This window comes from Microbacterium sp. SGAir0570, assembly GCF_005491085.2.
In the GTDB taxonomy this organism is placed as follows: domain Bacteria; phylum Actinomycetota; class Actinomycetes; order Actinomycetales; family Microbacteriaceae; genus Microbacterium; species Microbacterium arborescens.
Genome location: NZ_CP027929.1, coordinates 2,927,401 through 2,950,067, shown reverse-complemented (window position 1 = coordinate 2,950,067; position 22,667 = coordinate 2,927,401). Strand labels below are relative to the sequence as shown.

Annotated in this window: 28 protein-coding genes; 14 read left to right on the top strand and 14 right to left on the bottom strand. The window is 71.0% G+C overall.

Features of this window, described 5'->3' with window-relative positions; translation table 11 throughout:
• Positions 1-20: 20 nt before the first annotated feature.
• Entirely contained in the window at positions 21-1,076 is a 1,056-nt protein-coding gene (locus C1N74_RS13905) for a response regulator transcription factor (protein WP_181405548.1), read from the bottom strand.
• 80 nt (positions 1,077-1,156) lie between these two features.
• Entirely contained in the window at positions 1,157-2,284 is a 1,128-nt protein-coding gene (locus C1N74_RS13900) for a glycoside hydrolase family 6 protein (RefSeq protein WP_237049144.1), read from the bottom strand.
• Between the two features lie 70 nt (positions 2,285-2,354).
• Between C1N74_RS13900 and C1N74_RS13895 the strand changes: the two genes are divergently transcribed.
• Both C1N74_RS13895 and C1N74_RS16460 read left to right on the top strand, forming a co-directional pair.
• Positions 2,355-3,062, top strand: a complete 708-nt coding sequence (locus C1N74_RS13895; RefSeq protein ID WP_064955461.1) for a universal stress protein — start codon at positions 2,355-2,357, stop codon at positions 3,060-3,062.
• On the top strand, positions 3,059-3,460 hold the full coding sequence (locus C1N74_RS16460) for a VanZ family protein (RefSeq protein WP_181021944.1): 402 nt from the start codon (positions 3,059-3,061) through the stop codon (positions 3,458-3,460). The genes C1N74_RS13895 and C1N74_RS16460 overlap by 4 nt, the downstream gene beginning before the upstream one ends.
• Here C1N74_RS16460 and C1N74_RS13885 read toward each other — a convergent pair.
• From C1N74_RS13885 to C1N74_RS13855, 7 genes are read right to left on the bottom strand one after another with little or no spacing between them, the layout of a single operon-like run.
• Positions 3,439-3,831 (bottom strand): PLD nuclease N-terminal domain-containing protein, encoded by a 393-nt coding sequence (locus C1N74_RS13885; RefSeq protein ID WP_023954095.1) that lies wholly within the window; start codon positions 3,829-3,831, stop codon positions 3,439-3,441. The genes C1N74_RS16460 and C1N74_RS13885 overlap by 22 nt on opposite strands.
• A 59-nt stretch (positions 3,832-3,890) precedes the next feature.
• A complete protein-coding gene (locus tag C1N74_RS13880; RefSeq protein WP_137750761.1) occupies positions 3,891-4,961 on the bottom strand; it encodes a spore photoproduct lyase family protein in 1,071 nt (356 codons plus the stop codon).
• Positions 4,962-4,969: 8 nt separating this feature from the next.
• Positions 4,970-5,218, bottom strand: coding sequence for a hypothetical protein (locus C1N74_RS13875; protein WP_023954097.1), 249 nt, complete (start codon positions 5,216-5,218; stop codon positions 4,970-4,972).
• Between the two features lie 9 nt (positions 5,219-5,227).
• Entirely contained in the window at positions 5,228-6,094 is an 867-nt protein-coding gene (locus tag C1N74_RS13870; protein ID WP_375538059.1) for a metal ABC transporter permease, read from the bottom strand.
• A gap of 5 nt (positions 6,095-6,099) precedes the next feature.
• Positions 6,100-6,849: a metal ABC transporter ATP-binding protein gene (locus C1N74_RS13865; RefSeq protein ID WP_023954099.1), complete on the bottom strand. Its 750-nt coding sequence runs from the start codon at positions 6,847-6,849 to the stop codon at positions 6,100-6,102.
• Positions 6,846-7,787, bottom strand: a complete 942-nt coding sequence (locus C1N74_RS16530; RefSeq protein WP_137750759.1) for a metal ABC transporter substrate-binding protein — start codon at positions 7,785-7,787, stop codon at positions 6,846-6,848. Before C1N74_RS16530 ends, C1N74_RS13865 begins: the two co-directional genes overlap by 4 nt.
• Before the next feature lie 9 nt (positions 7,788-7,796).
• On the bottom strand, positions 7,797-8,912 hold the full coding sequence (locus tag C1N74_RS13855; RefSeq protein WP_137750758.1) for a Gfo/Idh/MocA family protein: 1,116 nt from the start codon (positions 8,910-8,912) through the stop codon (positions 7,797-7,799).
• Positions 8,913-8,989: 77 nt separating this feature from the next.
• Here C1N74_RS13855 and C1N74_RS13850 point away from each other — a divergent pair, with 77 nt between their 5' ends.
• Positions 8,990-9,952 (top strand): alpha/beta fold hydrolase, encoded by a 963-nt coding sequence (locus tag C1N74_RS13850; protein WP_023954105.1) that lies wholly within the window; start codon positions 8,990-8,992, stop codon positions 9,950-9,952.
• Positions 9,953-9,970: 18 nt separating this feature from the next.
• On the opposite strand, the gene C1N74_RS13845 is transcribed toward C1N74_RS13850, so the two are convergent.
• From C1N74_RS13845 to C1N74_RS13835, 4 genes are read right to left on the bottom strand one after another with little or no spacing between them, the layout of a single operon-like run.
• On the bottom strand, positions 9,971-10,771 hold the full coding sequence (locus tag C1N74_RS13845; protein WP_114598447.1) for a MerR family transcriptional regulator: 801 nt from the start codon (positions 10,769-10,771) through the stop codon (positions 9,971-9,973).
• On the bottom strand, positions 10,768-11,304 hold the full coding sequence (locus C1N74_RS13840; protein ID WP_137750757.1) for a VOC family protein: 537 nt from the start codon (positions 11,302-11,304) through the stop codon (positions 10,768-10,770). Before C1N74_RS13840 ends, C1N74_RS13845 begins: the two co-directional genes overlap by 4 nt.
• 52 nt (positions 11,305-11,356) lie before the next feature.
• Complete coding sequence (locus C1N74_RS16455; protein ID WP_157096452.1) at positions 11,357-11,533, bottom strand: hypothetical protein; 177 nt, start codon at positions 11,531-11,533, stop codon at positions 11,357-11,359.
• A 19-nt stretch (positions 11,534-11,552) separates the two neighbouring features.
• On the bottom strand, positions 11,553-12,653 hold the full coding sequence (locus C1N74_RS13835; protein ID WP_137750756.1) for a VanZ family protein: 1,101 nt from the start codon (positions 12,651-12,653) through the stop codon (positions 11,553-11,555).
• Between the two features lie 115 nt (positions 12,654-12,768).
• Between C1N74_RS13835 and C1N74_RS13830 the strand changes: the two genes are divergently transcribed.
• From C1N74_RS13830 to C1N74_RS13790, 9 genes are all read left to right on the top strand, one after another.
• A complete protein-coding gene (locus C1N74_RS13830) occupies positions 12,769-13,473 on the top strand; it encodes an L-ribulose-5-phosphate 4-epimerase (protein ID WP_023954115.1) in 705 nt (234 codons plus the stop codon).
• Positions 13,474-13,539: 66 nt separating this feature from the next.
• The gene (locus C1N74_RS13825; RefSeq protein WP_023954117.1) at positions 13,540-13,800 is read left to right on the top strand and encodes a multisubunit Na+/H+ antiporter MrpF subunit; all 261 of its coding nucleotides are present in this window, start codon (positions 13,540-13,542) and stop codon (positions 13,798-13,800) included.
• The gene (locus C1N74_RS13820; protein ID WP_023954119.1) at positions 13,797-14,141 is read left to right on the top strand and encodes a monovalent cation/H(+) antiporter subunit G; all 345 of its coding nucleotides are present in this window, start codon (positions 13,797-13,799) and stop codon (positions 14,139-14,141) included. The genes C1N74_RS13825 and C1N74_RS13820 overlap by 4 nt, the downstream gene beginning before the upstream one ends.
• On the top strand, positions 14,138-15,118 hold the full coding sequence (locus tag C1N74_RS13815; protein WP_137750755.1) for a hydrogenase subunit MbhD domain-containing protein: 981 nt from the start codon (positions 14,138-14,140) through the stop codon (positions 15,116-15,118). The genes C1N74_RS13820 and C1N74_RS13815 overlap by 4 nt, the downstream gene beginning before the upstream one ends.
• A complete protein-coding gene (locus C1N74_RS13810; protein WP_023954123.1) occupies positions 15,115-15,426 on the top strand; it encodes an NADH-quinone oxidoreductase subunit K in 312 nt (103 codons plus the stop codon). Before C1N74_RS13815 ends, C1N74_RS13810 begins: the two co-directional genes overlap by 4 nt.
• The gene (locus C1N74_RS13805; RefSeq protein WP_137750754.1) at positions 15,423-16,865 is read left to right on the top strand and encodes a complex I subunit 5 family protein; all 1,443 of its coding nucleotides are present in this window, start codon (positions 15,423-15,425) and stop codon (positions 16,863-16,865) included. The genes C1N74_RS13810 and C1N74_RS13805 overlap by 4 nt, the downstream gene beginning before the upstream one ends.
• Positions 16,862-18,403 (top strand): complex I subunit 5 family protein, encoded by a 1,542-nt coding sequence (locus tag C1N74_RS13800; RefSeq protein WP_137750753.1) that lies wholly within the window; start codon positions 16,862-16,864, stop codon positions 18,401-18,403. Before C1N74_RS13805 ends, C1N74_RS13800 begins: the two co-directional genes overlap by 4 nt.
• Entirely contained in the window at positions 18,394-20,157 is a 1,764-nt protein-coding gene (locus C1N74_RS13795; RefSeq protein WP_137750752.1) for a proton-conducting transporter membrane subunit, read from the top strand. The genes C1N74_RS13800 and C1N74_RS13795 overlap by 10 nt, the downstream gene beginning before the upstream one ends.
• Complete coding sequence (locus tag C1N74_RS13790; protein WP_137750751.1) at positions 20,154-20,687, top strand: Na+/H+ antiporter subunit E; 534 nt, start codon at positions 20,154-20,156, stop codon at positions 20,685-20,687. The genes C1N74_RS13795 and C1N74_RS13790 overlap by 4 nt, the downstream gene beginning before the upstream one ends.
• Here C1N74_RS13790 and C1N74_RS13785 read toward each other — a convergent pair.
• Positions 20,667-20,903 (bottom strand): three-helix bundle dimerization domain-containing protein, encoded by a 237-nt coding sequence (locus tag C1N74_RS13785; protein WP_036304776.1) that lies wholly within the window; start codon positions 20,901-20,903, stop codon positions 20,667-20,669. The genes C1N74_RS13790 and C1N74_RS13785 overlap by 21 nt on opposite strands.
• An 83-nt stretch (positions 20,904-20,986) precedes the next feature.
• Between C1N74_RS13785 and C1N74_RS13780 the strand changes: the two genes are divergently transcribed.
• Together C1N74_RS13780 and C1N74_RS13775 are read left to right on the top strand one after the other, a co-directional pair.
• Positions 20,987-21,460 (top strand): acyl-CoA thioesterase, encoded by a 474-nt coding sequence (locus C1N74_RS13780; protein ID WP_023954135.1) that lies wholly within the window; start codon positions 20,987-20,989, stop codon positions 21,458-21,460.
• Between the two features lie 165 nt (positions 21,461-21,625).
• Positions 21,626-22,651, top strand: a complete 1,026-nt coding sequence (locus C1N74_RS13775; RefSeq protein WP_205630177.1) for a helix-turn-helix domain-containing protein — start codon at positions 21,626-21,628, stop codon at positions 22,649-22,651.
• Positions 22,652-22,667 lie beyond the last annotated feature (16 nt).

Here is a 22,667-nt window from a genome sequence, read left to right as displayed (position 1 = left end):
CGGGAGTCGGGTCCGCCGGTTCAGACCGCTGCGGCGGCCTCCGACGTCATGCGATACCCGACACCCCGGACGGTCTCGATGTACCGCGGGGTCGTCGGGCTGTCGCTCAGCTTGCGACGGAGGTTGGTCATGTGCGCCTCGATCGCCCGCTTGTCGGCCTCGCCGACGAAATAGCTCGTGACGTAGGACTCGCCGCGCAGGACGAGCGTCAGGTCGGCCTTCGACCTGACCCGGCGCTTGGAGGCCATCAGCGTCGAGAGCAGATCGAACTCGGTGCGGGTGAGCTCCAGCTCGCGGCCGGCGATGTAGGCGAGCCGCGTGTCGGTGTCGACCTGCAGGTCGCGGTGCGTCAGCCAGTGGTCGCCCGTGGTCGGCACGAGATCGCCGCCGGGCTGGTGCACCACGATGTCGGCGCCGGGCGCCGGTGCCGGTGCCGGTGCCGGTGCCGGGGCGTCGCTCGGGTGGTGCACGATCACCTGCTGCTGCTGCGGCGGTGATGACTGCGGGGGCGCGGGCGGCGGTGCGTACTGCGGCGGGGCGGGCTGCTGCGGGGCGGAGCCCGGGAAGCGGGCGAGGTACTCCTCGTACGACAGAGGTGCGTTCTCGGCGGGGCCGGGAGCCGGGGCGGACGGAGCGGGGCGTGCGCCCGGGAACGACGGGCCGACCGAGTCCTGCTGGGGGGTCTGCTGCGGAGCGGCGGCGCGCGGACGCCGCAGCAGCGCGTCGACCCGCGCCCGGAACTCGCGCGGGCGGAAGGGCTTGACGATGTACTCGTCGGCGCCGGCGCCGAGTCCGAGCACGACATCCGCCTCCTCGGAGAGCCCGGTGAGCATGATGATGTATGTGTCGCTCTGCGCGCGGATCCGCCGCGCGGCCTCGAAGCCGTCGATGCCGGGCATGTTGACGTCCAGCGTCGTCAGCAACGGCCGGTACGACAGCACGGCTTGGATGCCGTCGATGCCGTTGCCCACCGAGACGGTGGAGAATCCGGCTGCCTCGAGCACCTCGACGAGGAGATGACGGATGTCCGGATCGTCCTCGACGATGACCGCCGTCTTCAACTGCTCGGACATCATGTTCGTCACTCTTCTCCCTCAGGTTCGGGTTATTTTGCCACACGCGAGCGACGCGGCACTCCCGGAGGAACGCCGAAGAGTCAGGGCGCGACGCCGCGCGTGAGCTCGACGGCTCCTTCGGGCCACCAGACGCCAGCGGCGGGCCCGCCGTTGCACGGTCCGTCGCTCTCTCCCGGCGGCTTGATCCATAGGTTCGTGTCGACGACGTCGTCACCGAACGTGCCGCTCGGATCGCCCACGGTGCGCCCGGGCGGATTGCACCATTCGCCGTCACCCGGAGCGCCCGCGCCGTTGCGCGAGGTGTCGACGAGGGCGTGCATGCCGCCCAGGCGGTCGGACAGGGCGTGGGCGTAGGCGAACTCGTCGTAGGTGTCGTTGAAATTCGACACGTTCGTCACGAAGCCGCGCACCCCCGAGACCGCGACCCGCTCGATGAGTCCCGCCATCACCTCGGGGCCGAGCCAGTTCGAGTGCCCGCCGTCGACGTAGACCCAGGTGTCCGGGCCCGTCAGACGACCGAGCGCCCCGCGCAGCTGGTCGACGCGCTCGTCGACGTTTCCACACTGCGGGGCGAGGGCCAGGCTGTCGGGCTCGACGATCACGACCTTCTTCACGTCCGGAACCGAACGCAGCGCCGTCCCGATCTGCTTCGTCCACGTCTCGTAGTCGGCCTCGTCGAGACCGCCCGCGGAGTGATTGCCGCAGTCGCGGCCGGGCAGGCCGTAGACGACGACCGCCATCGCGGTGCGCGACTCGCGCGCCTCGTCCGCGATGTTCAGCACGCGCTCGCCGACCGCGCCGATGGGATCCTGCTCGGGGGTGAGCCAGTACGCCGTCGGCTGGGCGGCGAGATACTCGGCGGCGGCGACCTCGTCCGCCGATCCGCCCTCGGCTGCGGCGCGCGCGGCTTTCGACTCGGCGGGCGCGACGAAAGCGGTGCCGACGCCCGGGGGCCGTGCGGTGAGCGCCTGCACCCCGCCCATCACGAGCGATACCACCAGGGCGATCCCGGCGACGACGAGCGCCACCGCGGCGACGATGATCGCGATCCACCCCCAGCGCGGCAGCCGGCGGCGCCGGCGAGCGGGCCGAGGCGGAGCGGGCCGTTCGGGCGGCGGCGGTGGTTCGTAATGTCCGCTGAGGACATAGCGACCGGCGTCGTTACCGGCGTCGTGATGCGATGCATCGGAGCCGGGTCGCTGTGCCACGCACTGACTCTAACCGCTGCCGGCCGCGAGACCCATCGTGCCGGTCCGCCGCGGCGGATACCCTGGGGCCATGGGCGACGTGATCCTGGGAGTGACCGACGCGGACGGCACGGGTGCGCGAGAGTGGGCGTTCCGGCGCGCCGAGGCGCTGGGAGTGACACTGCGCGAGCTGCTGATCGCGCCCACGCGCGACGATGCCGACCGTGCCGCCGCGGCGACGGCGGATGCCGAGATCCTCGTGCTCCCCGAAGAACACGGTCATGCGTACCGCGCACTTCTCGCACACGCGCACTGCCCGGTCGCGATCGTCCCCGACCGGCTCGACGCTGATGCCGAGGCTCGCGACGTCGCGAGGACGGGTGTGCTCGTCGGCGTCGACGCGTCCGAAGTCTCGGCCCGGGCGCTCGACTTCGCCGCCCGCGAGGCCGTGCGAACGGGTGAGCCGCTCGTCGCCCTCGCCGCCTGGGAACCGGTCTCGGTCGGCACCGAGCCGGGCCTCGATTTGTGGACCGGTCCCATGCCCGTCGACCTCACCGAAGCGACGGCCGGGATGCTGGAGCGCATGCTCGAGCCGGTGCGCGCCGAGCACCCGCAGCTCGAGGTGCGCTCGCGCATCGACGTCGGCGACGCCTCCGCGCTCATCGAGGACGCGTCGCGCGGCGCCGTGCTGACCGTCGTCGGCTCGCACGGACGCACCGGGTTGTCGCGCCTGCTGCTCGGATCGGTCAGCGAGCGCGTCGCCGCCCACGTCGGTTCTCCGACCGTCATCGTTCGGTGACCCGCCGCGCACGAGCTCTGCTGATCGGTTACGTCGTCGTCCTCGCGCTCATCGCGTTCTGGCCGACGCCCGTCGATCGCGACGCCGGCCCGATCCTCCGGGCGATCACCTCGGCCGTGCCGTGGCTGACATACGACCGCATCGAGTTCTCGGCCAACATCGCCCTCTTCATCCCGTTCGGATGGTGCGCGGCGCTCGGCTGGCCCCGCTGGCACGCCTACGTCGTCCCCGCCGGCCTCGTCATCTCCGTCGTGATCGAGACGGCGCAAGGTGTGCTGCTCGCGGAGCGGACCGCGAGCGCGTGGGACGTCGTGGCCAACACCCTCGGCACGACGGCGGGCTGGCTCATCGCCCGTCGGTGGGTCGTCGGGCGGGATCAGCCGGCGTCGGGCGACTGAAGACCCTGTGCGCGGCGGCGACGGATCTCGGCCTCGAGCTCGGCGATCTCGATCTCGCGCTCGAGGTCGGCGAGCTGCTGCGCCGTCGACCGGTAGTCGCGGGGCTGCGGGCGGCTGGCCGGGGCAGCGGGCGCCGGCTCGTCGCGGGACCACCGGCGCGGGTCGCCGAAGCTCATCGACTCTCGCGGTGCGGTGTCCCACTCGCGTCCGAGGGCGAACCACAGCACCGATCCGAGGAGCGGCAGGAAGACGATGAAGAGCACCCAGGCGAACTTCGGCAGGTGCTTGACCTGGTCGTCGCGGCGGGTGATGGCGTCGACGAGAGCTGCGACCATCAGGACGAGGACGAGCAGGGGCAGCAGCAGATACACCCCGCCAGGGTGGCGCAGATCCGCGCGTCCGCGCAAGGGAGGGGCATCGGGGGAGCGGGTCAGAACGCGTAGCGGATGCGACACGACGGCAGCTCGCGCTCGATGAGGGCGCAGAGTGCCGCGACGGCCTCGCCCTTGAGCGGTGAGCGGTACCGCACGTTGATCGCGCCGTTCTGAGAGCGCTTGGTCTCCTGCATGCGCGGGGTCCACAGCAGGTCCTCGCCGCGCGGATGCCAGCCGAGGTTGACCTCGTGCAGGCCCTCATTGTGGGTGAGCATGATGATCTCGCACGCCAGCTGCGTCTTCGCGCGGTCGGAGAGCACGTCGTCCAGTTCCCGCAGCAACGCGGTCCAGTCGGCCACCCAGGTCGGGGTGAGGATGACGGGCGAGAAGTTCAGGTGCACTTCGTAGCCGGCATCGACGAAGTCGTTGATCGCGGCGATCCGCTCGGAGATCGGCGAGGTCCGGATGTCGGTGACCTTCGCCGTGTCGTGCGGCATGAGCGAGAAGCGGATGCGGGTGCGCCCGAGCGGGTCCCAGTCGAGCAGGTCGCGGTTGACGTACTTCGTCGCGAACGAGGCCTTGGCCGTCGGTGACATCCGGAAGAGCTCGCACAGGTCGCGGACGTTCTCGCTGATCATCGCGTCGACCGAGCAGTCGCTGTTCTCGCCGATGTCGTAGACCCACGCCTCGGGGTCGCACTGGTTCGGCTCGGTCTTCGGTCCCTGCCGGGAGATGTGGCGGGCGAGATGGCGGGAGATCTCGTCGATGTTGGCGAAGACCGTGACGGGGTTGCTGTATCCCTTGCGGCGCGGCACGTAGCAGTACGAGCAGGCCATGGCGCAGCCGTTCGCCGTCGACGGCGCGATGAAATCGGCCGAGCGGCCGTTGAGCCGGGTCGCGACCGACTTCTTCACACCGAGCACGAGCGCCTCGGTCTTGATCCGCACCCAGCGGCGCACGTTCGTCTCGTCGCCGTGGATCTCGGGAACGAGCCAGTGCGAGTCGATCGGTACGATCTCGGCATCGGGCCACCGCGCCACGATCTCCTGCCCGCGGGGCAGCGCGAGCGCGGCCTCCTCGGCGTAGATGCGGCTGATCTGCAGCAGCGGGGCCCGATCCCGGGACATCCGGCCGGTCAGCCGGCCTGCTCGAGCTCGATCTCGCCGGCGGCGAGGGCGTCGGCGTACGTGCGGACGTCGGGGCCGGGCTCCCAGTCGATGAACTTGTCCTTCATGTGGCTGACGAGCGCGGCGTAGGCCTTGTCGGCGTCGTTCGCGTCGTCGGTCGCGGCGACGGCGGCGACGGCATCCTGCAGGACACGGTCGGCGTCGTCGAGCACCTTCTGGCGGGCTTCGTCGTTCCAGTGGATCTCGCTGATCTTCATAGCGGCACGCTAGCCAGCGGGAACGGATTCGGCGACGGACTTGCGCGAGGCGATCCGACGCCCGATGATCCCCTGTCTCGGGCTGAAGAGGTACACCGCGGCGAACACGACGCCCTGCACGAGCACGACGAGTCCGCCCGACGAGGCGTCCACCCAGTAGCTCAAGTAGATGCCGACGATCGAGGATGCCGCCGAGAGCACCGGGGCGATGACGAGCATGCGGCCGAAGCGGTCGGTGAGCAGGTGCGCCGTGGCTCCCGGGATGATGAGCATCGCGACCACCAGCACGACGCCCACGACCTGGAGCGCGACGACCGCGGTCAGCGCGAGGACGCCCAGCAGGAGGCCCGACAGCAGGCGGGGCGAGAGCCCGATGGCGAAGGTGTGGATCGGGTCGAAGGCGAACAGGGTGAGGTCGCGCCGCTTGATGAACAGGACCGCGAAGGCGACGGCGGCCAGGACGCCGATCTGCACGAGGTCGCCCGCCGAGACCCCGAGGACGTTGCCGAAGAGGATGTGGTTGAGGTCGGTCTGGCTCGGCGTGACCGAGATGAGCACGAGGCCGAGCGCGAACAGCGTCGTGAACACGATGCCGATGGCGGCATCCTCCTTCACCCGGGTCGTGCCCCGGATGATGCCGATGAGGGCGACCGCGACGAAGCCGAACACCAGGGCGCCGATCGCGAACGGGGCGCCCAGGACGTAGGCGAGCACCACGCCGGGGAGCACGGCGTGACTGACGGCGTCGCCCATCAGCGACCAGCCGATGAGGACGAGCCAGCACGACAGCACGGCGCAGACGATCGCGGCGATGGCCGTGGCCGACAGGGCGCGCAGCATGAACTCGTACTGCAGCGGCTCGAGCAGGATGTCGATGACGGTCACGGGCGCTCCTCGGTGGTCAGGCCGAAGGCGCGCGCGAGCAGCTCGGGGCGGAGCGCCTCGTCGACGGCTCCCTGGAAGACGACGCGGCGCAGCAGCAGCACCGCCTCGTCGGCGAGGGATGGGAGGGCGTGGAGGTCGTGGGTGGAGACCAGCACGGTGCGGCCGTCGGCGGCGAGCTCGCGCAGCAAGCGGACGATGGTCGCCTCGGACTTCTTGTCGACGCCCGCGAACGGCTCGTCGAGGAGCAGGATGCCGGCATCCTGAGCGATGCCGCGCGCGACGAACGCGCGCTTGCGCTGTCCGCCCGACAGTCGGCCGATCTGACGGTCGGCGAGTTCGCTCAGCTCGACGCGCTCGAGCGCGGCGTCGACGGCGCGATGGTCGTCGGGGCGCGGGCGCCGGGTGGGGCCCAGGCGTCCGTACCGGCCCATCATCACGACGTCGCGCACCGACACCGGGAAGGTCCAGTCGACGTCCTCGCTCTGCGGCACGTACCCGATGAGGCCGCGACGGCGAGCGGCGGCGGGAGTCTGCCCGGCGATGCTCACCCGTCCGCTCGCGGGGCGCACGAGGCCCGTGATCGATTTGAACAGCGTCGACTTTCCCGAGCCGTTCATGCCGATCAGTGCGGTGACCCGTCCGGGCGTGACGGTGAGATCGACGTCGTCGAGCGCCACGATGTCGCGGTAGCGCACCGAGACCCCCGAGACCTCGATCCCGGGGGATGCGCCGCTCGCGGTGCTCACGCGGCGCTCCCGGTCAGCGCCGCCGTGATCGTCTCGGCGTCGTGGCGGATGAGGTCGAGGTAGGTCGGCACGGGTCCGCCCTGCTCGGAGAGCGAGTCGACGTAGAGCGTGCCGCCGAAGACGGCATCCGTCGCCTCGACCACCTGCTGCATCGGGCGGTCCGACACGGTCGATTCGCAGAAGACGGCGGGCACGTCGTTGTCCTGGACGAACTCGATCGTCTGCCGGATCTGCTGGGGCGTCGCCTGCTGCTCGGCATTGACGGGCCAGATGTAGGCCTCGGTGAGTCCGGCGTCGCGGGCGAGGTACGAAAAGGCGCCCTCGCATGTGACGAGCGCCCGCTGTTCGACAGGAACCGTCGCGAGGTCGGCGACGAGATCGTCGTGGATCCGCTGCAGCTCGTCGTTGTATGCCGCGCCGTTCGCGGCGTAGGCGTCGGCGCCCGCGGGATCGAGTTCGCTGAACGCCGCGACGATGTTGTCGACGTACAGCTGCACGTTCAGGGGGCTCATCCAGGCGTGAGGGTTGGGCTTGCCGGCATAGGCGTCGCCGGTGATGTCGATCGTCTCGACGCCGTCGGAGACCACGGCGTGCGGTGCTTCGGCGGTCTCCACGAACCGTGCGAACCATGACTCGAGGCCCAGCCCGTTGTCGAGGATCAGATCCGCGTCGGATGCCGCCGCGATGTCGCGCGGGGTGGGCTCGTAGCCGTGGATCTCGGCTCCGGCCTTCGTGATCGAGCGCACATCGAGCCGGTCGCCCGCGACGTTGCGCGCGATGTCGGCGAGCACCGTGAAGGTCGTCAGCACGACGGGCCGGCCCTCGGACGGCTCGCCCGAGACGTCGGCGTTCGAGCCCGTCGCGCAGCCCGCGAGCAGTGCGGTCACCGCGCCGAGGGCGACCAGGGCGGAGAGGCGACGATGTCGATTTTTCGGCATACCGAAAAATTACCCGCTGGCCTCCCGGGCATGCAATTCCGCGTCGACGACATCGGCCCAGGGTTGACGCGTCGAGCGCACGGTGTTACCGGTCTCGGCCGCCTGCTGCGAGAGCTGCGCCAGGTAGTGATCCTGGCTCGCCTCGGCCAGCGAATACACCGGTGCGCTGCCGTCGATGGCGTGGGGCATGCCATCGAGCATGCGCGCGATCGCGATCTCGTCGTCGTTGAGGCGGGCGGGCAGGAAGGGGTTGCGGAAGAGCCATTCCTCGCCGAGGAGGATGCCGCGCAGGAACATCCCCTCGAGGTTGCCGCCCTCGCCGGTCATGACCCGTCGCAGAGAGTCGAAGACAGGCTCGTCGAACCGGCGGAGGCGGCGCACCTCGCCGTTCTCGATCTCGCCGCGCTCGCCGCGGATCAACAGGCGGTTGCCGCGGATCCACGAGAAGTACTGCTCGCTCGCGAAGTCGTACACGCCCAGGCGGTCGTCGAAGGCGAACCGTGCCGTGGTCTGCGTCGCCGTGACGACGCGCTCGGCGGTCGGGTCGCCGGCGCGGTCGGGGCCGGCCACGAGCGGGGAGCGGAAGACGGATGCCGAGATCTCGACCTTGTCGGCGCCGATCCCGAGGGCCCGCCGCATGACGCTGACGCCGTGGTAGTCGTGGCACTGCGCGACGAGTGCGTACGACGGGATGCCCAGCCGGCCGGAACGGGCGACCGCGAGCTGCGCCGACAGCAGCGGTGAGAGGTGGTACTGCTCGGCGACCTGGACGGTCGGCATCCCCGGGCGGGCCAGGTGCTCCCACAGGGCGACGAGGTCGTCGATCCCCGCCGCGGGCGGGGTCTCGGTCAGGACCGGGATGCCGCGGCCGGCGAGGTCGACGATGATCCCGGGCGCAACGTCGCGCGGCACCGACACGACGACGAGGTCGGGGGTGCCGTCGGCGAGGAGCGTGTCGAGGTCGGGGTAGCCGCGGACGCCCCAGCGCGTCTCGGTCTCGGCCGCCGTCGCCGCGCTGCGGGTGACGAGACCGGTGACGCGGAACCGCTCGGGCAGGGCGGCGGCGACGCGCAGGAAGAAGTCGCTGCGCCAGCCGCTGCCGACGATGGCGAAGGTGAGGGTCATCGGCACAGTCTGCACGAGCCGGCGTGTGAGACGGTAGGGACATGGTGGAGGGGCGCGCTCGCGGCGGTGAAGATGATATGGAGCCGGCCGACATCGACGTCGAGACGGTCGCGTTCGACGGGGTGCGCACGCGGGTCACGCGGGTGCAGACCGCCTCGTCGGCGGACGCGGAGCGGGTCTTCGTGCTGATCGCGGGGATCGGGGTCGCCGCGACGTACTTCGACCTGCTCGCTCCCTTGCTCGCGCAGAACGCGCGGGTCTTCGCGCTCGACCTCCCCGGCTTCGCGGGCCAGCGTGCGCCGCGCGACGAGCCGTCGGTGTCGTTCTTCGCCGACCAGGTGGAGGCGGTGCTCGACCGGTTCGAGCTCGAGGACCCGGTGCTGCTCGGGCACTCCTTCGGCACGCAGATCGTGACGGAGGTGCTCGCGCGGCGCCCCGCCATCCGTCAGGCCGTTCTCATCGGGCCGGTCGTGAACGACCGCGAGCGCTCGGTGGTGCTGCAGGGGATCCGGTTCGCGCAGTCGTCGCTGTTCGAGCCGTTCCGTCTCGTGCTGCTGGCGGTCAGCGCCTACCTGCTCTGCGGTTTCGCATACTTCATGCGGGTGCTGCCGCACATGATGCGGTATCCGCTGCGCGACCGCCTGGCGGACGTCTCTGCGCAGGTGCTGCTGATTCGCGGCGCGCGCGACTTCTCGTCGCCGCGGTACTTCCACTCGGAGCTCCTGTCCGTCGCGCACGACGCGTGGCGGTGGGAGATCCACGGTGCCGCGCACTCGGTCATCAACGGCAACGCGATCGGCGTAGCCAAGCTCATGGACGCCTTCGTCGCGGGCGACCTGCCGCGCCGCGGTCAGATGTCGCAGGAGGAGGCACGCGTGCCCCGCCCGGCGTACGGCGGGATCGCCCTGATGTGGCGGGCGGCCCGCTATCGCGTGCAGGAATGGTTCAGCGCGCGGGAGGGCGACGAGGTCGGCGTCGAGCACGCGAAGGAGTCGCACGCCGCCGTCATGTGGCGCGCGTTCACCGGCGGACGGCGCTGAGCCGTCACTCCCGCGTCGTCACTCCCATACCGCGGTGTCGGGGTCGATGCCGCGGGCGCGGGCGCTCTCGTCGATGCTGCGGCGCAGCCACGAGGCGAGGCCGGGGCTGAGACGGTCGTAGTGCGCGGCGAATGCGGCATCCGCCTCGTACATCCGACCCAGGCACACCTGCATCGACCGGCTGACCGGAAAGTACTCGCTGATCGCTGCGCGGTGGCGCTCGACGAGCGCATCGGCTTCGGCAGCGCCGGGCTCGATGCCGGCGCCCGCCGCCGCGGCGAGGTCGCCCTCGAGCGCGGTCATCGCGGCGGTGACCGCGCGCCACTGGTCGGGGCTGCGGGTGGCGGCGCGCTCGGCGTACTGCTGCCACTGCGGGGAATCACCGTACCGGCGCCGGGCGAGCGCGGGCCAGTCGGGGTTCCAGTCGGGGCCGAAGATCGACAGCTGCTCCTCGGCCGTGAGCAGGACGCCGCGCTCGTGCGCCTCGATCATCCGGTCGAGACCCGCGCGGAGGTCTTCGAGCCGGGCGAGCGATCGTGACACCTCGTCGCGCTGCGCCCGCAGGGCGGCGGAGGTGTCGCGATCGGGTTCGTCGAGAATCGAGCGGATCTGGTCGAGCCCCAGTCCGACCTCCCGGTACACGACGATGCGCTGCAGACGCGCGATGTCGTCGGCGGTGTACAGCCGGTATCCCGCGTCGGTGCGCAGCGAGGGCGAGGCGAGGCCGATCTCGTCCCAGTGGTGCAGGGTGCGCACCGTGACCCTGAGATCGGATGCCGCGCGCCCGACCGTCACCCCGTCCGTGCTGATGTCGCTCATGGGTGCTCCTGCGAGGGTGTGATGCCGATGGCGGCGAGGGAGCGTGCCGCTGCGCTGTCGGGCTCGTAGGGCTTCGCCGCCGTGACGACGATACGGGCGTTCTCCGGGGTGAGGATCTCGACCTCGCGGCTGTTCCATGGGGTGTCGCGCGGATCGCCCACCGCCCCCGGGGCCAGGGCGCGGCAGTCCGCGGCGATGCCGTCGAGCTCGGTGAGGATGCAGGCGTAGCTGTAGGTCAGCGCGGGTGGTTCGGACGCGGGCAGCGTAGCCGGGTCGGCGGCGACGAGGAGGACATCCTGGAAGGCCCAGCGGCGGAGGTGCACGAGCGTTCCCGGGATCGTGAAGAGCTCGAAGAACCCCAGGCCCGCGGTCCAGAACTGCGTCGAGGTCGACAGGTCATGCGTGGGGATGGTCACGAACGCCGGCATCCCGTAGATGCCGCGGTAGGGCTCGGGGGCGACGGCATCCGGTCCGGGCGGGGGAACGGGTCTGATCTCGAACGCGTCGTAATACGGGGTGTGCTGGTCGGTCATGCGACCACTCTCTGCCCTCACGTCGCGTGAGGGTCAAGCGGGCGTGACCCGCTCAGCGGTACATGCCGCGGGGAAGCAGCATGACGGCCGCGATCGCGAGGACGATCATCGCGACGCCGCCGACGATCACGCCGAGCATCGGGTTGAGGGTGAGCAGCCCCACGACGAATCCGAGGGCGATGCCGACGAGAGCGCCGGTGGCGGTGTGGGCGAGTGCTTCGACGTCCATGCTCTCGACGGTACGGACCTCAGCGTCGGCGCGCGTCCCCCGTACGGGTGATTTCGACTCGTCCTGCGGGACCATGCTCTCTGCTGTCGCGCAGCTCCTGGCCGCCGAGGACTCCGGGCAGGCCCCGGCCGGCGCGGGTCGTGAACGCGAGGATCGTGGCCGTCACGAGGAAGGCGAAGGTGAGGAAGCCCCACGGGCCCGGGAGCTGGTCCAACAGGGCATATCCGCCGATGCCGCCGATGAGCCGGGTCAGCCGCGTCACGCCGGCGGGGGCCGGTCCTCCCGCGTAGCGGAGGCGCACGGTCAGGTCGCCGATCGTGCGCCCCGACACCAGGACGCATCCCGCCACGATGATCAGGGCGGCGACGGAGCCGACCTGACCGGCGAGGTCGGTCTCGACGGCGACGTCGCGGTTGCCGGTGACGACGAGGGCGGCCTGGATGCCGACGCTGACGAAGATGCCGACGAGCGCGTAGGCGAGCAGGTCGCACACCATCGCGAGGATGCGGCGGCCCCGGGTCACGGGCCGCGGGGCGTCGGGCTCATCCGAGACCGGCCGGCGCGGCACGAGGAGGGCGAGGATGGAGCCGATGACCGCGCCGAGGGTGTTGGTGAGCAGATCGTCGACGTCGAAGACGCGGTAGGCGCACGGGTAGACGCCCCAGACACCGGTGAGCTGAGTGAACTCGACGATGAGGGAGATCCCGAGGCCGGCGGCGAGTGCGACGAGGATGCCGCGGCGGGCGAGCACGCGGACGAAGAAGCCGAGCGGCAGGAAGAGCAGGACATTGAGCGCGAGCTGCAAGAAGGCGAAGTCGGTGAGGAACGCCCGGGTGCTGCCGCCCGCGCGCTGCCCGGCACCTCGGATGTCGTCGACCAGCTCGAGGGGGTTGAGGTTGACCCCCGCGCAGCGCATGCCGGCGGGATCGGGGAGAGGCAGGAGGGTGTACGTCCAGATGGCGAAGAAGTACACGAGGGCCGCGCTCCACAGCACGAGCTGCCCCGCGGTGAGGTGGCCCGCGCGCCGGTACTGGATTGCGACGAAGGGAACGAACAGCACGATCCCGACGACCGCGCCGATGCCGATCGCCACGGCACCGAGGAAGACGTTGTCACCCATTCCGACAACTCTTCCAGATGAGAGGCTGTTTCCGTGACCCGCATGGTGTTACCGGTAACATGTCGAGCGCCGGTCCCGAAGGCGGATCCGGCATCCCGAGAGGCGGAGGAGTCCGATGGAACACGAAGCGGTGGCGCGGGTTCGGGCCGAGGTGGCGTCGTTGCACGCGGAGCTGGTGCGTTACGGGCTGGTCGTGTGGACCGGCGGCAACGTGTCGGGTCGGGTGCGCCTGGGCGCAGACCCCGCCGACGACCTCATGGTCATCAAGCCGTCGGGGGTGTCGTATGACGAGTTGGCTCCGGAGAACATGATCGTGTGCGATCTGGACGGCAATGTGGTGCCGGGGACGCCGGGCAGTGATCGGTCGCCGTCGAGTGACACGGCCGCTCATGCGTATGTGTATCGGAACATGCCCGAGGTGGGTGGTGTGGTGCACACGCATTCGACGTACGCGGTGGCGTGGGCGGCGCGGGGTGAGGAGATTCCGTGTGTGATCACGGCGATGGCCGATGAGTTCGGGGGTCCGATTCCGGTGGGGCCGTTCGCGATCATCGGTGATGACTCGATCGGCCGGGGGATCGTGCAGACGCTTCGGGGGCATCGTTCTCGGGCGGTGCTGATGCAGAACCATGGGCCGTTCACGATCGGGTCGAGTGCGAAGGATGCGGTCAAGGCTGCGGTGATGGTGGAGGACGTGGCTCGCACGGTCCACATCGCCCGGCAGGCGGGGGAGCTGCTCCCGATCCCGCAGGACGCGATCGATGCGTTGTACGACCGGTATCAGAACGTTTACGGACAGACCACCGACGACCGCCGGTAGCCCCGCACCGGGGCGGCTTCGCATTCCGGATATCGTCAGTGGTGACGACGTCGGAGGGGAGACGCCATGACCGCAGTGGACATCGCGCTGCATGCGGTCGCCGCCGTTCTGCTCGTCTGCATCGTCGTGGGACTCTGGCGTGCGGTGCGCGGGCCGAGCCCCGAGGACCGGTTGACGGCCTTCGTGCTTCTGGGCACGAGCGGCGCCGCGCTCTTCGTCGTCCTCGCCTCGGCGCTGGGCGTCGCGGCTCTTCGTGATGTCGCGGTCACGGTGGTCGCCCTCGCAACGGTCGTCGTGGTCGTCTACACCCGGCGGGCAGAGCGGTGACCGCAGCGAACGTCGGGGTGCTGGACGTCCTTGTGATCTGCCTGCTGTCGGTCGGATGCCTGTTCGTCGTCGTCGGCACGCTGGGGCTGCTTCGTTTTCCGGATCTTCCGACCCGCCTCCATGCTGTCGCCAAGGCCGACAACCTCGGCCTCGGGTTCATCGTCATCGCCCTCATCGTCGATGCGATCGCCCGCGGCGGCGACGGGCTCGGCATCGTCGGGGTCGCGGCGAAGCTGCTGCTGATCTGGATGCTCGCGCTCCTCGGCACCGCAGGCAACTCCCACCTGCTGGCCGGCAGTGAGCGCCGGAAGCGGCGCAGCGACGCGGACGGCGGCTCATGAACGTCGACCTCTTGGATCTGCTCGCTGTCGGGGCGGTCGTCGTCGTCGCCTCGGTGGCGGTGCTCGTGCGGGGCCGGGCCGCCGCGACGACCGCCTTCCTCGTGTTCGGCATCCTGCTGGCGGTGCTGTGGGGCCGCATCGATGCGCCCGATGTCGCGCTCGCGGAGGCGGCGCTGGGCGGCGGTATCGCCGGGGCGTTGCTGGTCGACGCGCTCGAACGCCGGGCACCGCCGCGACCGAGCGCCGAATCGCGGGGTCGGGCGGTGACGATCGGGGTCGCCGTCGCAGGGGGTGCGGCTGGTCTGGTCGGTCTGCTGCTGGCCGTACGCAGCGTGAGCGCCGTACCCGCCGACCTGGGCCGGGAGGCGGTCGCGGCGACGGACGCGGCGGGCGTCTCGCACCCCGTCACGGCGGTGCTGCTGAGTTATCGCAGCCTCGACACGCTTCTCGAGATCGCCGTGCTCGTCGTCGCCGCGGTGGCCGCGGGCGCGGTCGGCGGCGAGCGGCTGCGGCCCGTGAGGCCGACTGATCCGGTGCGGCGGGCTCTTGCCGTCGTGATCGTGCCGGTCGTCCTCGTGCTCGCGATCTGGGTGCTGGTGGCCGGCAGCGTTCAGCCCGGCGGGGCGTTCCAGTCGGGCGCGCTGATCGCCGCGGCTCTCGTGATCGCGCGGCTGTGCGGCATCCGAGCCGCCGCCGTCTCCCGCCCCGTCGCGACGGCGATCGTGGGCACGAGCCTGCTCGCATTCGTCGCCCTCGCCGTCATCGGCCTCGTCGTGACGGGCGCCTGGCTCGGGCTCGACACCGCGTGGGCGGGCGGGGCGATCCTCGCGATCGAAGCGGTGCTCGCCGCCGGGATCGGCGTCGCGCTCAGCGAGATCTTCTTCGCCGCCGGCGCGGTCGACGACAGCGCGAGTCCCGCCGGCGCGGTCGATGACAGCGCGAGTCCCGCCGGCGCGGTGGATGAGGAGCGCGCATGAACGCGACGTTGCTCTTCCTCGGTGCGGGCGTCGTGGTGTTCGTCATCGGCACCACGGCGCACCTCGTGGTGCGCGACCTCATCCGCCGCATCGTCGCGCTGAACGTCGCCTCGGGCGGAGTGATGCTCGTGCTGCTGGCTCTCGCCGACCGCGGCGCAGCGGGCGCTGACGGCGGCGCGCCCGATCCCGTGCCGCAGGCGCTCGTCCTGACGGGGATCGTCGTCATGGCCGCGATCACAGGCCTCGCTCTCGCGCTCGCTCGCCGGGTCGAGGACACCACCGACGAGAACGAGCAGGGAGACGGATGATCCCGCTGCTGCTGTTCGTGCCGGTGGCCGCCGCTGTGGTCGCCGCGCTCGTTCCCGCTCGGTTCCGCGCTGCCGTGGGAGTCGTGGCCGTCGTCGCGAGCGGTTCCGTCGTGATGGCGCTGTGGCCGGCTGTCGTGGACACCGGCGTTGTGCGTACCGAGCTCGCGGGATGGATCCCCCCACTGGGCATCGCGCTGCAGGCGGATGGAGCGTCGGTCGCGATGCTCGCCCTCGCCCATGTCGTGTTCCTCGCCGCCTTCGTCATGGGCTCGGCAGAGCCACGTCTCATCGGCGCCGACAGCTTCTGGCCGCTGGCGCTCTTCGCGATGGCCGCGATCTCGGGTGTGTTCGTGGCCGCGGACCTGTTCACGATCTACGTCCTGCTCGAGCTGCTGACCCTGGCCGCGGTCGCGCTCGTCGCCCTGGGAGGGGCGCGGGCGCGTGCGGCGGCACTGCGGTATCTGTTCGTGGCGGTGACCGGTTCGCTGTTCTACCTCCTGGCGGTCGCGCTCGTCTACGGGCAGGCGGGGACGCTCGACCTCGCTCTGGCGGCGGGTCGCGTCGACGACGGTCCCGTCACGGCGGCCGTGCTCGCCCTGGCGCTTGTCGGCATGGGGGCGAAGATGGCGCTGTTCCCGCTGCATTCGTGGCTTCCGGTCGCGCATCCGGCTGCCCCCGCCGCGGTGAGCGCGCTGCTGTCGGCGCTCGTGATCAAGGCGTCGCTGTTCGTGCTGTGGCGCATGTTCGCCGCGATCGGTCCGGAGACCGCCCTCGGGCCCGTGCTGGCGAACACCGCTGCCGCGGCCGGAGCCGCCGGCATCCTGTGGGGCGGGTTCATGGCGCTGCGTCGCGATCGGCTGAAGACCGTCATCGCCTATTCGACGGTCGCGCAGGTCGGGTACCTCGTGCTGATGCTGCCGCTCATGCTCGATGGCGGCGCGCACGGAGACGACGCGGGCGCGGCCGGCTGGAGCGGCGGAGTCGTGCTCGCGGTCGCGCACGGGCTCGCGAAGGCGGCGATGTTCCTCGCGGCCGGCACGCTCGTGGTCGCGTACGGCAGCGACCGCCTCGGCGGGCTGAGGGGCGCGCTCGCCCGGATGCCGCTCGCGGCCGCCACGATCGGGATCGCGGGGGTCGGCCTGGCGGGCCTGCCGCCCACCCTCGGGTTCGTGGGCAAGTGGCAGCTGCTGGAGTCCTCGCTCGCGGTCGGCGCCTGGTGGTGGGTCGCGGTGCTGCTCGCGGGCGGACTGCTGACCTTCGCGTACGTCGCGAAGATGCTCCGAGCGATGTTCGCCCCGCCGGGCGATGACCCGCCGCCCCCGAACGGCGTGCCGAGGCGCACGCTCTGGATCGTGCCGTTCGTCCTGGCCGCGGCATCCGTCGTCATCGGCGTCTTCCCGGGGCCTCTCGTGGCCATCATCGAGGGGGCGGCGCCATGATCCCGGGTTCCGTCGTCTCGCCCAGCCTCATCCCGGTCGTGCTGCTGCTGACCTCGCTGGTGCCGGCGCTCGTCATCTTCGGCCTGAAGGAGGAGCAGCGGCGGCTGCGCACGGCGCTCAACCTCGCCGGCGCGATCGCGAAGGCGGCGATCGTGGTCGTGCTCATCCCCATCGTCGTGTCGGGGGAGAAGCTCCGTTCCTCGTTCGAGTGGATCCCCGGGCTGGAGATCGTCTTCGTCACCGACACGTTCTCACTGTTCTTCGTCGCGCTCTCGTCGGGACTCTGGCTCGTCACGACCGTCTACGCGATCGGCTACCTCGAAGGCGCCCCGAATCGCAGCCGGTTCTTCGGGTTCTTCAGCCTGTGCGTGACGGCGACGACCGGCATCGCCCTGGCCCAGAACCTCTTCACCTTCCTCATCTTCTTCGAGCTGCTGACCCTCGTGACCTATCCGCTCGTCGCCCACCGCGGCACGCCCGAGGCGACGCGCGGAGCGCGCACCTACCTCGGCTACACGCTCGTGGGCGGGGTCGTGTTGCTGCTCGGCGTCGCGTGGCTGACCCTCGAGGTGGGTCCGGTCGAGTTCGTGTCCGGGGGCGTCCCCGCCGTCGCGGCGCTCGCCGCGCGCGACCCCGCGACGGCGACCGCGATCGGCGCACTGCTGCTCACGGGGGTCGGGGTCAAGGCCGCGCTGTTCCCTCTGCACGGCTGGCTGCCGGTCGCGATGGTCGCCCCGGCGCCCGTCAGCGCCCTCCTGCATGCGGTGGCGGTGGTCAAGGCCGGTGCCTTCGGCATCATCCGGGTCGTCGAGGACACGTTCGGCTTCCAGCTGTTCGCCGATCTCGGCCTGCTCGCGGTGCTCGCCGTCGTCGCCTCGATCACGATCGTCTACGGCTCGCTCCGTGCGCTCACCCAGGACGACCTGAAGAAGCGCCTCGCCTACTCGACCGTGTCTCAGGTGGCCTACATCGCGCTCGGGGCCGCGCTGCTGGCCCCGATGGCCACCGCCGGCGCGATCGTGCACATGGTCAATCAGGGGTTCATGAAGATCACCCTCTTCTTCTGCGCCGGGCTGTTCGCCGAGGAGCTGAAGATCCACAGGATCAGCGAGCTCTCCGGAGTCGGACGGCGGATGCCGCTGACGGCGACGGCCTTCACGATCGCGGCGCTCGGGATGATCGGGCTGCCCCCCTTCGCCGGGTTCATCTCGAAGTGGGCGCTGGGGGTGGGCGCCCTCGATGCCGGCGAGCCCTGGGTCATCGCGGTGCTGCTGACGAGCACGATCCTCAACGCCGGGTACTTCCTGCCGGTGATCATCGCGATGTGGACGGAGCCTGCGGCCACCGCCGCGTCGGCGGAGCGAGCGCCCCGGCTGACCCAGCCGGGCGACCACGCGCGGCGCCTCGAAGCGCCCGCCGCGCTGCTCGTTCCCACCCTCATCACAGCCGCGGCCGTCGTCGGACTCGGCGTCGCCGCGGGCTGGGAGTTCTCGCCATGGTCGCTGGCACGGTTCATCGCGGACGGAGCGTGGCTGTGATCTTCCTCCCCGCACTGTCGTCGCCGCTGCTCGTCGCGGTGCTCGTCGCCGTGCTGAGCGGTGTCGGCGGTACGCGGGCGCGCCGGACGCGGGAGGCGATCACCCGCTTCTCCTGGCTCGCCGTGCTGCCCGCCGGTATGGCGGCGGTCTTCGACGCCGGCGACCGCCATGAGATCCCGTGGATGCTGCTCGGCACCTCCATCCGGCTCGACGCCGTCGCACGGCCCCTGGTGCTGATGGCGGTCGTTCTCTACGGCATGGCCCTGTCGTTCGTGGTCCGGTCGAAAGCCGAGCGTCCGCATGTGCTGACGGCCTTCCTGCTGCTGTGCTTCACCGGCAACATCGCGGTGTTCCTCGCTGACGATCTCGTGACGTTCTACCTCGCCTTCGCCGCGATGAGCTTCCTCGGGTACGCGATCGTCGTGCACGACCGGACGCCGAGCGCGCGGCGTGCCGGCGCCATCTATCTGGTGCTGACGGTGTTCGGGGAGTGCGCCGTGCTCGCGGCGCTGCTGCTGCTGGCCGCGGATGGCGTCACGACGGTCGGGGAGGCTCCGGCGGCCGTCTCCGCCTCGCCCGCGCAGGGGACGATCATCCTGCTGCTGCTGATCGGCTTCGGAGTGAAGGCGGGCACCGTCCCGCTGCACGTCTGGCTGCCGCTCGCGCATCCGGCAGCCCCGAGTCCCGCGAGCGCGGTGCTGTCGGGAGCGATGCTGAAGGCCGGCATCGTCGGGTGGCTGCGCTTCCTGCCGCTCGGTGAGGGAACCGGCGAGCCGACGTGGGGCGCGGTGTTCCTCGTGCTCGGCCTCGTGGGCGGGCTGCTGGCGGTGCCCGCGGGCGTGCTGCAGCGCAATCCCAAGGTCATCCTCGCCTACAGCAGCATCAGCCAGATGGGCTTCCTCACGTCCGTCATCGGTGCGGCCCTCGTCGCCCCCGCGCTCGCGCCGGCCTGCATCGCCGCCGTTGTGGTCTACAGCGTCTCGCACGGGCTCGTGAAGGGGGCTCTGTTCCTGGGAGTGCAGGCGTGGGACAGCGAACGGCTGCCGCGCTGGAGCGTCACGGCGGCGCTCGCCGTCGCGTCCCTCGCGCTCGTGGGCGCACCGTTCACGAGCGGGTTCATCGCGAAGTACGTCGCGAAGGAGGCCGTCGGCGAGGTGCCGGTGCCGTGGCTGCCCGCGCTCGGCGTCGCCGATGTGCTGCCGTGGTTCGGCGTGGGGTCGACGCTGCTGCTGGCTCGGTTCGCCGTCACGCTGGCGCGGCGCGAGCGCACGCCGAAGCCCACGGCGCGCATGCGCGGCATCGCGTGGGTCGCCCTGTCGGTGCTCGCGGTGGTGCCGGTCGCGGCGCTCGCGTCAGCATGGGCGCCGCCGCTGAGCGTGCCAGGCTGGCTCGATCCGTCGGCCGTCTGGGCGCAGACGTGGCCGCTGCTGCTCGGACTCGCCGGCGCCGCGATCGCCCTCGGGGTCACGCGGCGCGCACCGGAGCGCTCACCCACCGTGCCCCCCGGTGACATCGTGGTGGTCGAGGAGCGCGCGGCGCGGATCGTTCTGCGCGGTCTCACCGTCGCGTCGAACGGCCTGGGACAGGTGCGGGATGCCGTCGTCGCCCGGATCGCCGCCGGTCCGAGCGCGGGACCGGGTCTCGACCGCGCGCAGCGGGCGATCGGCAGTTGGTCCGGTTCGGGTGCGGTGATCGCCCTCGCCTTGGGCGGTGCCGTGCTCGTCGCGGTTCTGGCGGCGGTGATGGTGCCATGACGGCCGGACGGGTGGGAACGGTGATCGTCTCCGTGCTGTGCCGGATCGTCGTGATCGCTGCCGTCTGGATCGCGGCGACCGAGGCGTCGCTGGCGGCGCTCGGTTACGGCGTGGTCGCCGTCCCTGCGGTCACTGCGACCACGTATGCCCTGACGGGAATACCGAGGCGCCGGGCCGGGCTGACCCGCTCGGCGCGAGGAGCGCTCGGGGTTGTCGAGCTGGCCGCATGGGTGATCGGTCGCTCGATCATCGGCGGGATCGATGTCGCGCGGCGGGCGATCTGGTTGCCAGGGCCCGACATCGATCCGGAGTGGGTCGCGCATACGACGATGCTCGAGACGTCGGCGGGCCGCGCGGCGCTGGCGCTCGTGGCGAATCTCATGCCGGGCAGTCTCACCGCCAGCATCGACGGACGGCTGATCGCGGTGCACACGATCAGCCCCTCGGTGGATGTCGCGGGGGCGCTCGCCTCTCTGGAGCGGCGCATCGCCCGCATCGAGGCGGCCTGGTCAGTCGGAGGCGGCGCCTGAGGACTCATCGGCGATGTCGGCGAGGCGCTCGCGGGTCTCGCGCTCTGCGATGATGCCGATGAAGTCCGTCACGCGTGCGTCGGCGTGGCTCTCGACCGATGCGGCCGCCTCGCGGCGGATGAGATCGTCGTCGACATCCGGCATCCGCTTCTTGACGCGCTCGGCGACCTCCTCCGCCACCTCGTGAGCGTCGAAGTCTTTCGCAGGCTTGTCCATGCCCATATCATCCGCCGCCCGTCGCGCGCGGGGAACCGGTCGACGCGACGCCCGGACCGTGCGATCATGGCGAGCTAGGCTGGATGAACGTGAGCGATCAGACGAGTTCCGAATGGCCCTGGTCAGAGGGCGGCATCAACTTCCACACGCGCAAGTGGGTGCGACCGGAAGACCTCAACGCCAACGGCACGCTCTTCGGTGGAAGCCTTCTCCGCTGGATCGACGAAGAAGCGGCGATCTACGCGATCATCCAGCTCGGCAACTATCGAGTGGTGACCAAGCTGATCTCGGAGATCAACTTCGAGTCGTCGGCGCTGCAGGGCGACCTCATCGAGATGGGACTGACGGCGACGCACTTCGGGCGCACCTCGCTGACGATGCGGGCCGTCGTGCGCAACATGATCACGCGCAAGCGGATCCTCTCGATCGAGCGGCTCGTGTTCGTGAGCGTCGACGAGGAGGGGCAGCCGATCCCGCACGGCTACTCCGCCATCACGTACGACCGAGACCGGATGCCGCGCGAGCACCCGAAGACCGACTCGGTGCGCCTGCCCTGAGGCGCGCGATCCGCGTGATTCCGGGCTGGCCAGATGGTCGAGCCGCGCCCGGGCCGTGTCGGGGCCGTGTCGGCTTGGTGCGTCGAGCCCGGTGATGGTGCACTGAGCGACGTGAATGAAACGCATGAAGCCGGATCGCCCGAGGTCGGAACACACAAAGGCGACGTGGGGCGCTTCCTCGCCGGCGCCCGGCGGGCGGCCGGGCTGACGCAGAAGGAGCTCGCCGCGCGCGTCTTCGTGACCGAGTCGGCGGTGTCGAAGTGGGAGCGCGGGCTGTCGTACCCCGACCTCGCGACGCTCGGCCCGCTGGCACGAGCGCTGGGAGTGACCGAGGGCGAGCTCGTCAGCGCGAGCGCAGACGACCGCGGACGTCTCGACGCGCACCAGGCCCGCGTGCATCGCCGGTGGCGGGCAGCCGTGCTCTGGACGACGATCGGTGCGTACGCCGTCGCGCTGGTCGCGACCTTCGTGACGAACCTCGCGGTCGAGCACACGCTGTCGTGGTTCTGGATCGTCGCGGCGGCGGTCGCCCTGGCCTTCTCGCTCACCACGCTGCCCCTGCTCGTGACCGGGCGGCGCGGCTGGACGACTCTCGCGGCGGCGCTCGGCTCGCTCGGCCTGCTGCTCGCCTCGATCGAGGCGCTGACCTCGGCGGGGTTCCTCGGCGTCACCGGCGCTGCGATCCTGTTCGCGGTCGTCGTGATCTGGGGCCCGCTCGCGCTGCGATCGTTCGGGTCGCCGGGGTTGCGTCGACACGCCGCCGTGATCGCGGTGCTCGCGGATGCTGCGGCAGTGACGGCGTTCCTCGCGGTGGTCCTGTGGGCGGCCGGCGACGCCGATGCGTTCGGCGGCATCGTGCTTCCGCTGGTGGGGTTCGGCGCGGCCATCGCCTTGCTCGTCGTCGGGGTGCTCCGGTATCTGCCGTTGCGCGGACTGCTCCGAGGAGCGAGCGCCTGCGTCATCGGCGCGGCATTGGCCGTGTCAGCCGGGCCGGTCGTCGATGTCGTGCTGGACCACACACCGTTCGAGCTCGCCCCCGTCGATCTCGCGACCTGGTCCGCGGTCACGCTGAACGGCAACATCACCGCCGTGATCGCGTTCGCATTCCTGGCGACTGCTCTTCTTCTTGTCGGGGTGTCCGTCGTGTCCGCGCATCGCGCGCGTCCGGAATCCGATGCGGTGACGGTGTGATCGACCATAGGCTACG

Bases quoted from the DNA above. Each gene is read 5' to 3' on its own strand.
- C1N74_RS13905 (WP_181405548.1), bottom strand. From the start codon at position 1,076: ATGATGTCCGAGCAGTTGAAGACGGCGGTCATCGTCGAGGACGATCCG.
- C1N74_RS13895 (WP_064955461.1), top strand. From the start codon at position 2,355: ATGGGCGACGTGATCCTGGGAGTGACCGACGCGGACGGCACGGGTGCG.
- C1N74_RS13880 (WP_137750761.1), bottom strand. From the start codon at position 4,961: ATGTCCCGGGATCGGGCCCCGCTGCTGCAGATCAGCCGCATCTACGCC.
- C1N74_RS13875 (WP_023954097.1), bottom strand. From the start codon at position 5,218: ATGAAGATCAGCGAGATCCACTGGAACGACGAAGCCCGCCAGAAGGTG.
- C1N74_RS16530 (WP_137750759.1), bottom strand. From the start codon at position 7,787: ATGCCGAAAAATCGACATCGTCGCCTCTCCGCCCTGGTCGCCCTCGGC.
- C1N74_RS13855 (WP_137750758.1), bottom strand. From the start codon at position 8,912: ATGACCCTCACCTTCGCCATCGTCGGCAGCGGCTGGCGCAGCGACTTC.
- C1N74_RS13850 (WP_023954105.1), top strand. From the start codon at position 8,990: ATGGAGCCGGCCGACATCGACGTCGAGACGGTCGCGTTCGACGGGGTG.
- C1N74_RS13845 (WP_114598447.1), bottom strand. From the start codon at position 10,771: ATGAGCGACATCAGCACGGACGGGGTGACGGTCGGGCGCGCGGCATCC.
- C1N74_RS13840 (WP_137750757.1), bottom strand. From the start codon at position 11,304: ATGACCGACCAGCACACCCCGTATTACGACGCGTTCGAGATCAGACCC.
- C1N74_RS16455 (WP_157096452.1), bottom strand. From the start codon at position 11,533: ATGGACGTCGAAGCACTCGCCCACACCGCCACCGGCGCTCTCGTCGGC.
- C1N74_RS13835 (WP_137750756.1), bottom strand. From the start codon at position 12,653: ATGGGTGACAACGTCTTCCTCGGTGCCGTGGCGATCGGCATCGGCGCG.
- C1N74_RS13830 (WP_023954115.1), top strand. From the start codon at position 12,769: ATGGAACACGAAGCGGTGGCGCGGGTTCGGGCCGAGGTGGCGTCGTTG.
- C1N74_RS13825 (WP_023954117.1), top strand. From the start codon at position 13,540: ATGACCGCAGTGGACATCGCGCTGCATGCGGTCGCCGCCGTTCTGCTC.
- C1N74_RS13815 (WP_137750755.1), top strand. From the start codon at position 14,138: ATGAACGTCGACCTCTTGGATCTGCTCGCTGTCGGGGCGGTCGTCGTC.
- C1N74_RS13810 (WP_023954123.1), top strand. From the start codon at position 15,115: ATGAACGCGACGTTGCTCTTCCTCGGTGCGGGCGTCGTGGTGTTCGTC.
- C1N74_RS13805 (WP_137750754.1), top strand. From the start codon at position 15,423: ATGATCCCGCTGCTGCTGTTCGTGCCGGTGGCCGCCGCTGTGGTCGCC.
- C1N74_RS13800 (WP_137750753.1), top strand. From the start codon at position 16,862: ATGATCCCGGGTTCCGTCGTCTCGCCCAGCCTCATCCCGGTCGTGCTG.
- C1N74_RS13790 (WP_137750751.1), top strand. From the start codon at position 20,154: ATGACGGCCGGACGGGTGGGAACGGTGATCGTCTCCGTGCTGTGCCGG.
- C1N74_RS13785 (WP_036304776.1), bottom strand. From the start codon at position 20,903: ATGGACAAGCCTGCGAAAGACTTCGACGCTCACGAGGTGGCGGAGGAG.
- C1N74_RS13780 (WP_023954135.1), top strand. From the start codon at position 20,987: ATGAACGTGAGCGATCAGACGAGTTCCGAATGGCCCTGGTCAGAGGGC.